Source organism: Solwaraspora sp. WMMB762 (assembly GCF_049179115.1).
In the GTDB taxonomy this organism is placed as follows: Bacteria; Actinomycetota; Actinomycetes; order Mycobacteriales; family Micromonosporaceae; genus Micromonospora_E.
This window is the reverse complement of record NZ_JBMHMD010000001.1, coordinates 5,977,091-5,989,946: the sequence shown is the minus strand read 5'-3', so window position 1 is coordinate 5,989,946 and position 12,856 is coordinate 5,977,091. Positions and strand designations below refer to the sequence as shown.

The following is a 12,856-nucleotide window of genomic DNA, read 5'->3' as shown; positions in this document are numbered from 1 at the left end:
CCGGCCGGTGGGGCTGATCCTCAGGACAGGGTCAGCGTCAGGGTCGCGGTGTAGTCGCCCGGCGCCGCCGCAGCGGGTACGCCGAGGTTAAGCTGCGCGCCGCAGGTGAAGCTGCCGGCGCTGGCGCCGGCCGCCGAGGTGCACAATGCCCGGGCGGTGCCGAGTCCGGCACCCGGGTCGGCCACCGCGCCCGGGGTGACCGTGCCGCTCTGCCCGACCAGCGGGTCGTCCACCACGGATGCGGTGGGCGCCCAGCCGAGGTTGTCCGCCGCGATGACCGCGCCGCCGGCGGCGACGAAGTCACCCACCTGACCGACCAGACTCCAGCCGGCGTTGGTGCCGCGCAGGTCGGACACGGTGGCGGTGTTCAGCTCGCCGCTGGTGACGGCGCCGTTGCCGGTCGGCGGCAGGGTGACCGAGCTACCGGCCACGCTGAGCGTGAGCGGGCCGCCGCCCAGCACGGTCGCGGCGATCTGCTGGCTGGCGTCGCCGCCGCCGGCCGGGGCCGCGAAGCTGATCGGAGTGAAGGTGTCCTGGCTGCGGTCGGCGGAGCCGCGCGCAGCGAAGGTGATCACATAGCACTGGGTGACGGTGCAGTCGACCGCGTTGCCGTTGCGGTCGGTGTACTGGGCACTGATCGGCAGCGTGGTGCTGAACGAGCCGTCCGGGTTCATCGTGTCCCGGGCGTCGGTCGGCTCGTTGGTGCTGCTCACCCACTTGGTGACCTGCAGGACGCTGGCGTTGGTCCAGTGTTCGTCGACCTTCGGGCCGAACGACACGTAGATCCCGGCGGCGTCGTTGGCCTGCGGGTCGAAGCCGCTGCCGTCGACGGTGATGGTGGCGCCGGCCGGTTCGACGTCGGTGTCCGGGTTGACGTCGACGGACGGAGCGGCCGGTCCACCGCCGCCGGAGGTGACCGCCTCGAACGACAGCGGATCGAGGACCTGGCCGGCCGGGTAGAAGCCGGCGAAGGCGGTGGCGCCCTCAGCGGTCAGAATGGCGGTCAGGTCGGTGCCGGTGATGCCGTCCGCACCAGCCGCCAGGTTGGCGTCGGTGGTGGTGAGGTCGGCGATCACCGCCTGGGTGACGTCGACCGACGGGAACGCGGTGCTTTCCAGTTCGACGTCGGCCTTGAGGACGGCGGTGCCGCCGGAGATGGCCACCGTCGGGTTGGCCAGGGTGATGGTGAACGTGTGCGCCGGGAACGAGAAGACGACCGTGCCGCCGTACGTGGCGTTCGTCTCACCGGTCTCGGCGTCGTAGCTGCCGCCGGTGGACGGGAAGGCGAACGTGCCATCGGCGTTGATCGACGCACCGTCACTCACCGCGATCGGCGGATTACCGTCGCCGGACGACACGTAGTTGCGGAACGACTCCTTGAAGCCCCAGTTCAGGCTTCCCTCGGTGATGTCGGCAGGGGCAGCCACTGCGGGTGCGGCGCCGACGAGTGCGGTCGCGGTGCCCAGTACGGCCGCAGCCGCCCAGGTCGCCGACCGTCGCCCCAGAGCACCAGCTCTGGATGTGATCATCGACTGGTCCTTTCCGGATAGTTACTCACCGTGTTCCACCTCTGCTGTGGACACGGCATGCGATCGAGATTAGGTTAGCCATACCTAACAAGAAACGGCTCCGGCGGGGGTACCTGATCTTCGAACCGGTCGGACCCTTGTCCCGACCTGCGGCGATGACTTAGGTTAGGCAAACCTTCATTGAGAACTCAACCGACGATCGTCGGAGGGATCACCCATGCCAACGCCGCTGCTCAGCGGCCGGGTCACCGCGACCTTGGCGGTCGTAACCGCCACCGCCGCGACCGCCGTCGTCGCGACCGCCGCCGTACTCGCCGCACCACCGTTGGCGTCGCCGGCCCACGCGGACACCTCCGCAACCGGATCCGGCGGCCAGCGACTCACCGTCTCCGACTCCACCGGCATCAGTCGCTCCGGCGCGACCGTCACGGTCACCGGCACCGGGTACGACACCAACAAGGGCATCTACGTCGGGTTCTGTGTGGACAACGGCGACGGGGCGCTGCCGACACCGTGCGGCGGCGGGGTGGACACCTCCGGCGGCAGCGGCAGCTCACACTGGATCTCCAGCAACCCCCCGTCGTACGGCGAAGGACTTGCCGTGCCGTACGGCGAAGACGGCTCGTTCCAGGTCCGAATCCCGCTGACCGCGAGAATCGGCGACGTCGACTGCACCGTACGCACCTGCTCGGTGGTCACCCGCGCCGACCACACCCGGACCAGCGACCGCAGTCAGGACGTACGCGTCCCGATCAGCTTCGCGGCCGCCGCCGCGCCCGCCCGCACCAGCGCCGCCCCGGCGGCCGGCAGCCCGGACCGGACCACCGCGCCACCGGCCCCGGCAACCGGCGACGCCGCAGGCCCGGCCGACACCGACGGTACGGCCGGTGACCCCAGCGGCTCCGCACCAGCTGCCGGTGGTGCCACCGGCCAACCGACCGACGGCACCGGCGGCCCGACCGCCGTCGCCGGCACCGACCCGACCGGGTTGGCGGTCACCCGGGTCAGCACCGTCGGCCCGGCCGGCCGGTGGTGGAGCAGCACGCTGATCCTGCTGGCGCTCGGCGTACTGGCACTGGCCGGGCTGTCCGCTGTCCGCCGCCGGCACCGCCGGAGCCGGTCGTGAACCGCCCGACCCTGGTCGTGAACCGCCCGACGCTGGTCGGGCTGCTCGCCGCCGCGCTGCTCGCCGGCCCGGTGGCCGGCTGCGCCGACAGCGCCGCCGGCCCCGGCGCGGCACCGGAACCGGCGACCTGCGGGCCGGTCACCGCCGTCGTCGCCGACGACGCGGTGACCCCGCTGGACCCGGCGCCGCAGCCGGCGTTGCCGGTCACCGTCACCGACGCCGCCGGCGACCGGGTCACGGTGACCGACGCCGACCGCATCCTCGCGGTGAACCTGTACGGTTCCATCGCCGAGATCGTCTTCAGCCTCGGCCTCGGTGACCGGGTCGTCGGGCGGGACACCTCCACCGACTTCCCGGCCGCCGCCGACCTGCCGCTGGTCACCCCCGGCGGACACGACCTGTCCACCGAGGCGGTCATGGCGCTGGACCCCAGCGTGGTGCTGCTCGACGACAGCATCGGCCCGCCCGAGGTGCTCGACCAGCTGCGCGCCGCCGGCATTCCGGTGGTACGGATCGGCGACGAGCAGAGCCTGGCCGCCGTACCGGTGCACATCCGTGAGGTGGCCGCCGCGCTCGGCGTCGCCGACGCCGGCGAGGCACTCGTCGCCCGGGTCGAAGGCGAGATCGCCGCCGCCCGCGACGGCATCGCGGACGACGCCCAGCGACCCCGGGTCGCCTTCCTCTACCTGCGCGGCACCGCCGGCGTCTACCTGATGGGCGGCGAAGGCGCCGGCTCGGACGCGATGATCGCCGCAGCCGGCGGCGAGGACGCCGGCACCGCTATCGGACTGGCCCGGTTCCGGCCGCTGACCAGCGAGGGTCTGATCAACGCCGCACCGGACGTCATCCTGGTGATGACCAAGGGCCTCGAATCGGTCGGTGGGGTGGACGGCCTGGTCGCCATGCCCGGCGTCGCCCAGACACCGGCCGGCCAGCAGCGACGGATCATCGACATGGACGACACCGTGCTGCTCAACTTCGGCACCCGTACCGGCAAGGCGATCCAGGCTCTCGCCCGCGCCATCCACGAATGCCGGTGACGGCGTGACCGCCCCCGTACTCGCCAACCGCCGGCCGCTGCTGCTCACCGGCCTCGCCGGCACGCTGCTCGTCGTCGGCGTGGTCGCCGCCGGCTCCGGACAGGTGCAGATCGCCCCGGCCGAGGTGGTCGCCTCGGTGCTGCACCGGCTCGGTCTGGAGATCGGCGCGCTGCCGACCGCCCCGCACGGCGAGAACGCGCTGTGGATCGTCCGGTTCCCCCGGGTCGTCCTCGCCGCGGTCGTCGGCGCGTCGCTCGGCTGCGCCGGCGCCGTCATGCAGGGCATCTTCGGCAACCCGCTGGCCGAACCCGGGGTCATCGGGGTCTCCTCCGGTGCGGCGGTCGGCGCCGCCCTGGCCATCGTCACCGGGATCTCCGCGCTCGGCGGCTGGACGCTGGCCGCCGCCGCGTTCGTCGGCGGGCTGGTCACCACCTACCTGGTGTACGCGTTGTCCCGCGCCGACGGACGTACCGAGGTGGTCACCCTGGTGCTCACCGGCATCGCGGTCAACGCGGTCGCCGGTGCCGCGATCGGTCTGCTGATGTTCGTCACCGACGCGGCCGGGGTGCAGGCGATCGCCTTCTGGAACCTCGGCAGCCTGGCCCAGGCCAACTGGAACGCGGTGGCGGTCGCCCTGCCCTGCCTGGTCGTCGGGCTGACCGCCGCGCTCGCTTCGGCCGGCAAGCTGGACCTGCTCGCCCTCGGCGAACGCTCCGCACGTCACCTCGGGGTGGACGTGGAACGGCTCCGGATACGCATGATCATCGTCACCGCGCTGCTCGGTGCCGCCGCGGTGGCCTTCACCGGCGTGATCAGCTTCATCGGTCTGGTGGTGCCGCACCTGGTCCGGATGGTCGCCGGACCCGGGCACCGGGTGCTGCTACCGGCCAGCGCGCTCGGCGGGGCGGTGGTGGTGATCGCCGCCGATCTGGCCGCCCGGACCCTGGTCGAGTACCAGGAACTGCCGCTCGGGGTGCTCACCGCGGTGGTCGGCGGACCAGCCTTCTTCTGGCTGCTGCGCCGTACCCGGCGCCGGGCCGGAGGTTGGGGATGAGCCCGCCGCCGATCCGGCTGCTCGGCGGGCGTACGGCGCGGCTGCTCGGCCGGCGCGGGCCCGTCCGGGTGCCGGCCACCCGGCCGGCCGGCAGCGCGCTGGTCGAGGTCGACCGGCTGCGGGTCGAACTCGGCGGGCGGGCGGTGCTCGACCAGATCGACCTGGTGGTCCACACTGGCGAGGTGGTCGCCCTGGTCGGTCCGAACGGTGCCGGCAAGTCGACGCTGCTCGCCGCCATCGGCGGCGACGTCGCACCGGCCGCCGGCGCGATCCGGATTGACGGCGCGCCGCAGTCCGCCTGGACCTCGACCGAGCTGGCGCTGCGTCGGGCGGTGCTGACCCAGCGCAGCGTGCTGTCCTTCCCGTTCACCGTCGCCGAGGTGGTCCGAATGGGCCGGGCGCCGTGGGCCGGGCTGCCCGCCGAGGAGTCCGACGACCCAATCGTCGAGGAGTGCCTGGCGGCCACCGACGTGGCGCGGTTCGCGGACCGTACCTTCACCTCGCTGTCCGGCGGCGAGCAGGCCCGCGCCGCGCTGGCCCGGGTGCTCGCCCAGCGGGCCGCCGCGCTGCTGCTCGACGAGCCGACCGCCGCGCTCGACCTGCACCACCAGGAGCTGGTGCTCCGGCTTGCCCGGCAGCGCGCCGCCGCCGGTGACGCCGTCGTGGTGGTGCTGCACGACCTCGGTCTGGCCGGCGCGTACGCGGACCGGATCGCGTTGCTGTCGGCCGGCCGGCTGCGGGCCGTCGGGCCACCCGGCAAGGTCCTCACCGGTGCGCTGCTCAGCGAGGTGTACCGGCACGACATCGAGGTGTTGCCGCACCCCGAGACCCGACTCCCGCTGGTCGTTCCGCGACGGCAGCACCCGACACCGGCAGGGGCCCGACACGGCAAGGAAAGGAACCCCCGACATGAGTGACACCTTCTCCGCCCGGCTGCGGGCGGCCAGCTGGCAGGACCACCAGGCGGCCGAGTCCCAGCAGTACGTCTCCGCCCTGGTCGCCGGGGAGCTGCCCCGGCAGCGGTACGCCGACCTGGTCGCCCAGCACTATTTCATCTACCAGGTGCTGGAGGAGGCGGCCGACGCGATGCGCGACGATCCGCTGGCCGGCGGCTTCGTCGACGACCGGTTGACCCGGTTGCCGGCGTTGGAGGCCGACCTGGCGTACCTGCTCGGCCCGGACTGGGCCGGCCGAATTGCCCCGAACCTGGCGACCCGCCGGTACGTCGCCCGGATGCAGGAAATCTGTTTCACCTTCGCGCCGGCGTTCATCGCCCACCACTACACCCGGTACCTCGGTGACCTGTCCGGCGGGTTGTTCATCGGCCGCCAGGTGGCGCAGACGTACGAGCTGACCGAGGAGGGCGGCGTGGCGTTCTACCACTTCGCCGGCATCGACGATCCGCGCGGATACAAGAACGCGTACCGGGCCCGGCTGGACGCCCTGCCGCTGGACGTCACCGCCGAGGCGGCTCTGGTCGGTGAGGTGGCGGTGGCCTACCGGCACAACTCCGCGGTCCTCGCCGAGCTGGGCCAGGAGCAGGAGCCGAAGCCGGTGGCGCCGGAGTCGATGGAGTCGGCGGCGTGACCGGCCCGTTCACCGCCGAGGTGGTCGCCCAGGTGGCTCGGCACATGAACGACGATCACGCGGCCGACTCGTTGCTGATCTGCCGGTCGCTGGGTGGCACTCCGCAGGCGACGGCGGCTCGGATGACCGGCCTGGACGCCGACGGCATCGAGTTCGCCGCCACCGTGGCCGGCGTCGAGGTGCCGGTCCGGGTGCCGTTCGCGTACCGGCTCACCGAACGGGTCCAGGTCCGCCACGAGGTGGTCCGGATGTACCAGGAGGCCTGCGCCCAACTGGGCGTCACGCCCCGGCCGGCGGAGACGCGGTAGGCCGGCAGCGGAGACGCGGTAGGCCGGCAATCGAGCGGGGCCCTCCGGCGTGTGCGACCATCACGAAATGGTTGCCAACCGGCATCACGGTCATATCTCGCACGGCGGTGTCGCGGTGCGGCTCGTCGCCTGGCTGGCGACGGCCGTAATCGTACTGTCGATCGCCGGGTGCACCGGGATCGGCATCGGCGAAGCACCCGAATCCGGCAGCGCGACGTACTCGGCGTGGGGGCTGAACGAGGCGTCCAGCGCGCTGACCGGCTCCGACCGGATGATCGTCCTCAACGGCGACGTGCAGCGCAGCGAGCAGGAGTTCTTCCAGGTGCGTGGGGTGTGGGGGCCGGACGGCTTCACCCTCGACGAGACGTCCGCGACCAAGGTACGGGCGTTGGCCGGCCAACTGCCGCAACGCACCGGTGACCCGGACTGTCACCGGCTGGTCCTGGTCAACCACGGCTTCTTCGGCGGCGGGGCGATCGCCGTGGTCGACCCGGAGGAGTTCCCGCCCGGCGAGCCGGTGGTCGCCCGGCCACTGAACTGACCTCACCTGCCAGGGCTGATGCCGCAGGTGCATCAGGATGCACCTGCGGCATCAAGCTCGACCGGTACCCCCGCCCCGGGACGGCACTGGTTCCAGACAGCCGGTTCCAGCCGCTCCTAGCCGGCGGTCACGGCCGGTGCCGGGTCGCAGGGCAGGCCGTTGAGGGTGAACCCGGCCGGCACCGGTCCGGCACCTGCGCCGCCGCTGCCGAGGAAGCCGAACTCGACCCGGCCGCCAGCGGGCAGTGAGGCGTTCCAGGCGGCGTTGGTGGCGGTCACCGTCGCCGCGTCCTGGGTGATCACCGCGTTCCAGGCGACCGCTACCTGCTGTGCGCCGGCGAACGACCAACCGAGCGACCAGCCGTTGATCGGCTCGTCACCGGTGTTGCTGACGCCGACAGTCACGGTGAAGCCCGACCCCCAGTCGCTGTCCACCCGGTAGTCGACCAGACACTCGGCGACCGGCTCCGGTTCGTCGGCCTCGAAGGTGATCCGGTGCAACTGGCCGGGCAGGTCGTTGGCGAGGTAGAACTCGCCGTCCGCGGCCACCGCGAGGGTGGTCGGTTGGATCGGCAGCTCACCGATGACCGCCGTGTCGTACCCACCGTCCGCGACGGGCCGGATCGCGTACGCGGTCGCCGAGCAGTAGTCGGTGGCCAGGTAGGTGCCGGTAGCGGCGGATTCGCTACCCCGGTAGACGTGGCCGCCGATCACCGCGCAGCCGCCGACCGAGGTCTGGTAGTGGAACACCGGGTCGACGTACTCGGCCGCCGGGTCGCACCGCTGCGGGTCGAACTCGACCGGACCTTCCCGGCAGGACCAGCCGAGGTTGGCCCCGGCCACCCCGCGCAGATGGTTGACCTCCTCGTAGCTGCCCTGTCCGACGTCGGCGATCCACAGCGAGCCGTCCGCCGGGTCGAACGAGAACCGCCAAGGGTTGCGCAGGCCGTACGCCCAGATCTCGGCACGGGCGCCGGCTTCGTCGACGAACGGGTTGTCCGCTGGTACGCAGTACGCGAGGTCGCCGCAGGCGGCCGAGACGTCCAGCCGGAGGATCTTGCCGAGCAGGGTGCCGAGGTCCTGGCCGGTGCCGAGCACGTCGTCGGCGCCGCCGCCGTCGCCGATGCTCCAGTAGAGGTGGCCGTCCGGGCCGAAGGCCAACTGCCCGCCGTTGTGGTTGGCGTACTCGGTGTGCGGCTGGCTGAGCAGGATCTCCTCCCGGTCGGCCGGCACCGGCTGCTGGTCGGCGGCGTCCAGCCGCAGCCGGGACAGGGTGACCGCGCCGTCGGGCAGCGCGGTGTATGCCAGGTAGATCGCCGGGTCGGCGGCGAATCCCGGGGACGTGGCGATGCCCAGCAGGCCACGTTCGTTGCCGGAGGTGTCGACCCGGTCACCGATGTCCAGCAAAGCCGTCTCGGCCAGGCCGGAGGCCGGATGGTAGACCCGCACCCGGCCGGCCTTCTCGGTGATGAACAGCCGGCCGCTGCCGTCGTCCGGAGCCACCATCGCGGTCGGTCGTTGCAGCCCGAAGGCGACCTGGGTGCTGGTGACGGAGAGCTGGTCGAGCGGCACCTCGGCGGCCGCCGAGGTCGCCGCCGAGGCGAGGTCGGCGGGCTCGGCGTGTGGGTCGGTGTACGGCGCGGCATGGGCCATGGTTGCGGAAAGCACCAGCGCGGTAGCGGCGAGTGTCGTTGCGGCGACCCGCCAACCAGCCAACGCAAAAGATCGAGGATCTCTCATATTCATGATGATCAGCTTATGGCCAGGGTGACCCGATCGCCACGCCTGCGCCACCCGACCGAGACAGAATTCCACCACTCAGGGTAGTCAAATGGGCGCACAAAGTGGTTACTCTGGGTACATGGAGCCGGACTCCCCCGACCCGATCCAGATCGCCGAACTGGTGATCGCCTGGTCCGGTGGGATAATCGCGGCTTTTGCCCTTTTGGTCACTGCGTTGACGGTGGTCTTCGTCTTCGCAGGTTTCGTCGGTGTCCGTGAACTGCGCACCATCCGGCGCACCGGCGCCCGCGCCCGGCTGGAACTCGACCGCCAACGGGTGGTCGCCGAGGAGATCGTCGCACAGGCCGACCGGGCCATAGACCAGGCGGAGACCCTCTCCGAGCAGGCCGACACGCTGGTCGGCCGGGTGGAGACGGCGGTCGGCCGGGCCGAACGCCAGTCCGAGCAGGTACACCTGCTGATCGAGGACATGCGGTCCCGGCTCAGCGACTTCGATCACCGGTTGACCACCCAGGTCGAGGTCTCCTACCTGTTCAACCAGGGAGAGGCCGCGTACTGGGAGGGCTACTACGAGAAGGCGGTGGAATGCCTGCGCCGGGCGGTCGAACTCGATCCGCGTAACCCCCGGGTGCGCTACCGGCTGGGCCGATCGCTGACCAACCTCGGCGAGGACGCCGCCGCCGAGCAGGAGCTGACCACCGCCATGTCGCACCGGTTGCCGGCCGACGCCGCCGACCGGGCGTTGGCCCTGCTGCACCGCTACGCGCGGCCGGACCGGGCGCTGGCCTACGCCCGCAACTCGACCAAGCACGGCCCGCACGACGCGCAGAACTGGAACTGTCTCGGGCTGCTGCTGCGCGACAATGGTGACTTCACCGCTGCCCGGGACGCCCATCAGCAGGCCAACCGGTTGGACCAGGAACTCGTCTCCACCCCGTTCTTCCTGGCGCTGCTCGCCGCCCACGGCCAGGCGCTGCCACATGCCCGGGACCGTTCTGCCGAAGCGATCAGCCGGCTCGACTCCAGCGAACGACGGGCCAAGATCAAGCCAATGTGGGCGTCGTTGATCCGGTGGACCGACGAGGTGCTGCGCGGCAACTACGCCGAGGCCGACCTGCACGCCGCGGTGCTCTACCAGACCTGCCAGTCGAGTCGGCGGGCGCGGGAGATCTGCGACCACATGGACTTCCTGTTGCGGTCACTGGCTCGCGAGGAGCACCGGGACCGCTATCTCGGGGCCATCGAACGCACCTGGCTGACCGGCCGGCCCTGCTGACTTTCTGCCCGCTGCCGTGCAGCCTGCCGACTGCTACCCCTGCTTGCCGGCCGCTCCGGAGATGGCCGCCACGCCGAGTGCGGCGAGCGCCACCTGCAACGCGAGCTCGATCCAGTCGACACCCCGGGTCTCGGCCACCCCGAACAGGCTGGCGACCAGAGTGCCGAGCAACGCCGCCACCACACCGATCAGCAGGGTGACCCAAATTTTCAGCTTCTGCTTGCCCGGGACGACCAGCCGCCCGAGCGCTCCGACGATGAGACCGATGATAAGCGCCGAGAAGATTCCGTCGATTTCCACCGCATACCCCCTGTACCGGTCGGCTGGCCGCCCCTACCGCACTGTCGGCCCTCTCCTACCACCATGCCAGAACCGGGCAACGACGCCCATCGCGTCAAGCACCGGACAGCCCATCGATGAATCACAGTAGATAGTCGCGCTGAGCTGGATCTTCTCAGCAGATTCGCAGCATGACGCGATAATCTCTCGGGTAAGACAAAGCTGTCCTCCCTTCGTCACCCCTCGACTGGAGCATCGGCATGTCGGCACCGGACGCACCCGCCACGAAAGCCTCCCGACCGGGCCGCCGCACCCCGATCTGGGCGGTGCTGACCATCGCCGTCGGCGCGCTGCTGATGGCCACCAGCGCGACTGCGGTTGTCGGCGGCAAGCTGCTGATCGACCGGTACACGAGTCGAATCCAGCAGCAGGACCTGCTGGCCGGTGCCGCGAAGGTCCCACAGGAGCCCGACGGCGAGGCGCTGGACGGCCCGATCACCATGCTGCTGCTCGGCGTGGACGAACGGGGCAGCCGGCCTGGCGAGATGCGTTCCGACACGATCATCATCCTGCACGTGCCGGCCACCCACGATCAGGCGTACCTGGTGTCGGTCCCCCGGGACACCTGGGTCGAGGCACCGGCGTTCGAGCCGAGCGGATACCCCGGCGGCGAGTCGAAGATCACCGACGTGTTCCGAGCCGGCTCGCGCAACGGAGTCGGCCGGACCGGCGGCGCGCAACTCGTCGCACTCACCCTCAACGACCTGACTGGCATCGAGTTCGACGGCGCGGCGATCATCGACTTCGGCGGTTTCCGGGACGTCATCGACGCGCTCGGCGGGGTCCGGATGTGCGTCGACCAGCGGGTGAAGTCGCAGCACATGCGGCTGGTCGACGGCGAGCCCACCTGGCTGGCCGAGGCCCGCGAGGTCGGTGGCGGCGAGGAACTGTGGCACGAGGAGGGCTGCAAGCGGATGGCCGGGTGGGAGGCGCTGGACTACTCCCGCCAGCGCTACGGCCTGCCGAACGGGGACTACGACCGGCAGCGTCACCAGCGGCAGCTGCTGAAGGCCATGGTGCAGGAGGCGAGCAGTACCGGCGTACTGACCAACCCGGCGAAGATCGACCGGGTGATCACCGCGGCCGGCAAGGCCTTCGTACTGGACACCGGGGGCGTCCCGATCGCCGATTTCGTATTCACCCTGCGCGGGATCACCTCGAACGACCTCATCATGGTGAAGACCAACGGCGGCGAGTTCAATCCGGCTGGATTCAGCAGTACGGCGGCCGAACGGCTCACGCCGGAGAGCCTGGAGATGTTCGACGCGGTACGGACCGGCACACTGGACGACTACCTGTTGGCCAACCCGGACGCCGTCCAGCGGGATTGACCGTCCGGCGGGATTGACCGTCCAGCGACATTGACCGTCCGGCGGATCGGGACATCCGTCACCGTGATTCCCACCGCACGGTCCACATCGGTACGGTGTCCCCATGACCGCCGCGTACCCGGTCCGGGTCAGCTTCACCAATCACGTCACCGCCGCCGACTGGCAGGCACTGCAACAGGCCGGACAGCCGGTCCAGCTGGGCCGCAAACATGGGCTCTTCCTTCAGGACGAGCAGAGCCGCGACGTGTTCGTGCTGCTCCACGGTGCGGTCAAGGTGTACCGGACCGAGGCCAACGGCAGCGAAACAATGCTGACCGTACGGTCTACTGGGGATCTGCTCGGTGACATCGCGGCGCTGGACGGCACGCCCCGGTCGGCCAGCGTCTCGGTGCTGCGCCCGGTCACCGCCCGGAAGCTGACCACCGAACAGTTCCTCAAGCTGGTCGACGACCGCGACCTGCACCCCGCGCTGCGCCGCTACACCAACGCCCGGCTGCGCGAATCCGACGAACAGCGGGTGGAGATCGCCTCGCTGCCGGTGCCGCAACGGCTCGCCCGGGCGCTGCTCCGGCTCGCCAAGGCCACCCCGGACGGCCCGAACCAGGCCTCGCTCGACCTCGGCCTCTCTCAGGACGGCCTGGCCCAGCTGATCGGGGCGTCCCGCAACGCGGTGGTGACCGCGATCACCCGGTTCCGCGACGACCGGTTGATCGCGACCGCACCCCGCCGGTTCGTGCTGCTCGACCTCGGCCGACTCGCCCGGATCGGATACAGCGGACCACGGTCCGGCAGCCACTCGTCGACCTGAGTATCCGCCGGCCTGAATGCCTGTCGACCGAACAGCAGACGGCGGGAAACCGATTGTCGGGCCGGGACCGCGATCAGTTCGGTCCGGGTCGCGGACCGGCCATCCGACGACCGCCTTGGTCCATTGATGGCCGTGTTGCCCACTGGTTGGCAGAAAACGCCGGGTAACCAGGGCA

General features: G+C 71.1%; 13 protein-coding genes. 10 read left to right on the top strand and 3 right to left on the bottom strand.

Annotated features, from left to right (window positions below; all coding sequences use genetic code 11):
• Positions 1–20: 20 nt before the first annotated feature.
• Positions 21–1,529 carry an HtaA domain-containing protein gene (locus ACN27J_RS26900; protein ID WP_421370452.1) on the bottom strand — a complete coding sequence of 503 codons (1,509 nt, stop codon included), beginning with the start codon at positions 1,527–1,529 and terminating at the stop codon, positions 21–23.
• Positions 1,530–1,746: 217 nt separating this feature from the next.
• Here ACN27J_RS26900 and ACN27J_RS26895 point away from each other — a divergent pair, with 217 nt between their 5' ends.
• The 7 genes from ACN27J_RS26895 (at position 1,747) to ACN27J_RS26865 (ending at position 7,185) form a co-directional block, all read left to right on the top strand.
• Positions 1,747–2,655 (top strand): hypothetical protein, encoded by a 909-nt coding sequence (locus tag ACN27J_RS26895; RefSeq protein ID WP_421370450.1) that lies wholly within the window; start codon positions 1,747–1,749, stop codon positions 2,653–2,655.
• Positions 2,652–3,695, top strand: coding sequence for a heme/hemin ABC transporter substrate-binding protein (locus tag ACN27J_RS26890; protein ID WP_421370448.1), 1,044 nt, complete (start codon positions 2,652–2,654; stop codon positions 3,693–3,695). Before ACN27J_RS26895 ends, ACN27J_RS26890 begins: the two co-directional genes overlap by 4 nt.
• A gap of 4 nt (positions 3,696–3,699) precedes the next feature.
• Positions 3,700–4,749, top strand: coding sequence for a FecCD family ABC transporter permease (locus ACN27J_RS26885; protein ID WP_421370445.1), 1,050 nt, complete (start codon positions 3,700–3,702; stop codon positions 4,747–4,749).
• The gene (locus ACN27J_RS26880; RefSeq protein ID WP_421370443.1) at positions 4,746–5,666 is read left to right on the top strand and encodes a heme ABC transporter ATP-binding protein; all 921 of its coding nucleotides are present in this window, start codon (positions 4,746–4,748) and stop codon (positions 5,664–5,666) included. Before ACN27J_RS26885 ends, ACN27J_RS26880 begins: the two co-directional genes overlap by 4 nt.
• Positions 5,659–6,336 carry a heme oxygenase (biliverdin-producing) gene (locus ACN27J_RS26875; protein ID WP_421370440.1) on the top strand — a complete coding sequence of 226 codons (678 nt, stop codon included), beginning with the start codon at positions 5,659–5,661 and terminating at the stop codon, positions 6,334–6,336. The genes ACN27J_RS26880 and ACN27J_RS26875 overlap by 8 nt, the downstream gene beginning before the upstream one ends.
• Positions 6,333–6,644 (top strand): DUF2470 domain-containing protein, encoded by a 312-nt coding sequence (locus ACN27J_RS26870; RefSeq protein WP_421370438.1) that lies wholly within the window; start codon positions 6,333–6,335, stop codon positions 6,642–6,644. The genes ACN27J_RS26875 and ACN27J_RS26870 overlap by 4 nt, the downstream gene beginning before the upstream one ends.
• A 67-nt stretch (positions 6,645–6,711) precedes the next feature.
• Entirely contained in the window at positions 6,712–7,185 is a 474-nt protein-coding gene (locus ACN27J_RS26865; protein ID WP_421370436.1) for a hypothetical protein, read from the top strand.
• Between the two features lie 116 nt (positions 7,186–7,301).
• On the opposite strand, the gene ACN27J_RS26860 is transcribed toward ACN27J_RS26865, so the two are convergent.
• Entirely contained in the window at positions 7,302–8,924 is a 1,623-nt protein-coding gene (locus ACN27J_RS26860; protein WP_421370434.1) for a PQQ-dependent sugar dehydrogenase, read from the bottom strand.
• 121 nt (positions 8,925–9,045) lie between these two features.
• Between ACN27J_RS26860 and ACN27J_RS26855 the strand changes: the two genes are divergently transcribed.
• Positions 9,046–10,203, top strand: coding sequence for a tetratricopeptide repeat protein (locus ACN27J_RS26855; protein ID WP_278174181.1), 1,158 nt, complete (start codon positions 9,046–9,048; stop codon positions 10,201–10,203).
• 33 nt (positions 10,204–10,236) lie between these two features.
• On the opposite strand, the gene ACN27J_RS26850 is transcribed toward ACN27J_RS26855, so the two are convergent.
• A complete protein-coding gene (locus ACN27J_RS26850) occupies positions 10,237–10,503 on the bottom strand; it encodes a GlsB/YeaQ/YmgE family stress response membrane protein (RefSeq protein WP_278174180.1) in 267 nt (88 codons plus the stop codon).
• A gap of 239 nt (positions 10,504–10,742) precedes the next feature.
• Between ACN27J_RS26850 and ACN27J_RS26845 the strand changes: the two genes are divergently transcribed.
• Positions 10,743–11,873 (top strand): LCP family protein, encoded by a 1,131-nt coding sequence (locus ACN27J_RS26845; RefSeq protein WP_421370433.1) that lies wholly within the window; start codon positions 10,743–10,745, stop codon positions 11,871–11,873.
• A 103-nt stretch (positions 11,874–11,976) separates the two neighbouring features.
• On the top strand, positions 11,977–12,681 hold the full coding sequence (locus ACN27J_RS26840) for a Crp/Fnr family transcriptional regulator (protein ID WP_278174177.1): 705 nt from the start codon (positions 11,977–11,979) through the stop codon (positions 12,679–12,681).
• Positions 12,682–12,856: the final 175 nt, after the last annotated feature.

What these genes read in the sequence shown, in the direction of transcription:
- ACN27J_RS26875 (WP_421370440.1), top strand. Translation starts at nt 5,659, where the DNA reads ATGAGTGACACCTTCTCCGCCCGGCTGCGGGCGGCCAGCTGGCAGGAC.
- ACN27J_RS26865 (WP_421370436.1), top strand. Translation starts at nt 6,712, where the DNA reads ATGGTTGCCAACCGGCATCACGGTCATATCTCGCACGGCGGTGTCGCG.
- ACN27J_RS26900 (WP_421370452.1), bottom strand. Translation starts at nt 1,529, where the DNA reads ATGATCACATCCAGAGCTGGTGCTCTGGGGCGACGGTCGGCGACCTGG.
- ACN27J_RS26855 (WP_278174181.1), top strand. Translation starts at nt 9,046, where the DNA reads ATGGAGCCGGACTCCCCCGACCCGATCCAGATCGCCGAACTGGTGATC.
- ACN27J_RS26860 (WP_421370434.1), bottom strand. Translation starts at nt 8,924, where the DNA reads ATGAGAGATCCTCGATCTTTTGCGTTGGCTGGTTGGCGGGTCGCCGCA.
- ACN27J_RS26845 (WP_421370433.1), top strand. Translation starts at nt 10,743, where the DNA reads ATGTCGGCACCGGACGCACCCGCCACGAAAGCCTCCCGACCGGGCCGC.
- ACN27J_RS26895 (WP_421370450.1), top strand. Translation starts at nt 1,747, where the DNA reads ATGCCAACGCCGCTGCTCAGCGGCCGGGTCACCGCGACCTTGGCGGTC.
- ACN27J_RS26880 (WP_421370443.1), top strand. Translation starts at nt 4,746, where the DNA reads ATGAGCCCGCCGCCGATCCGGCTGCTCGGCGGGCGTACGGCGCGGCTG.
- ACN27J_RS26840 (WP_278174177.1), top strand. Translation starts at nt 11,977, where the DNA reads ATGACCGCCGCGTACCCGGTCCGGGTCAGCTTCACCAATCACGTCACC.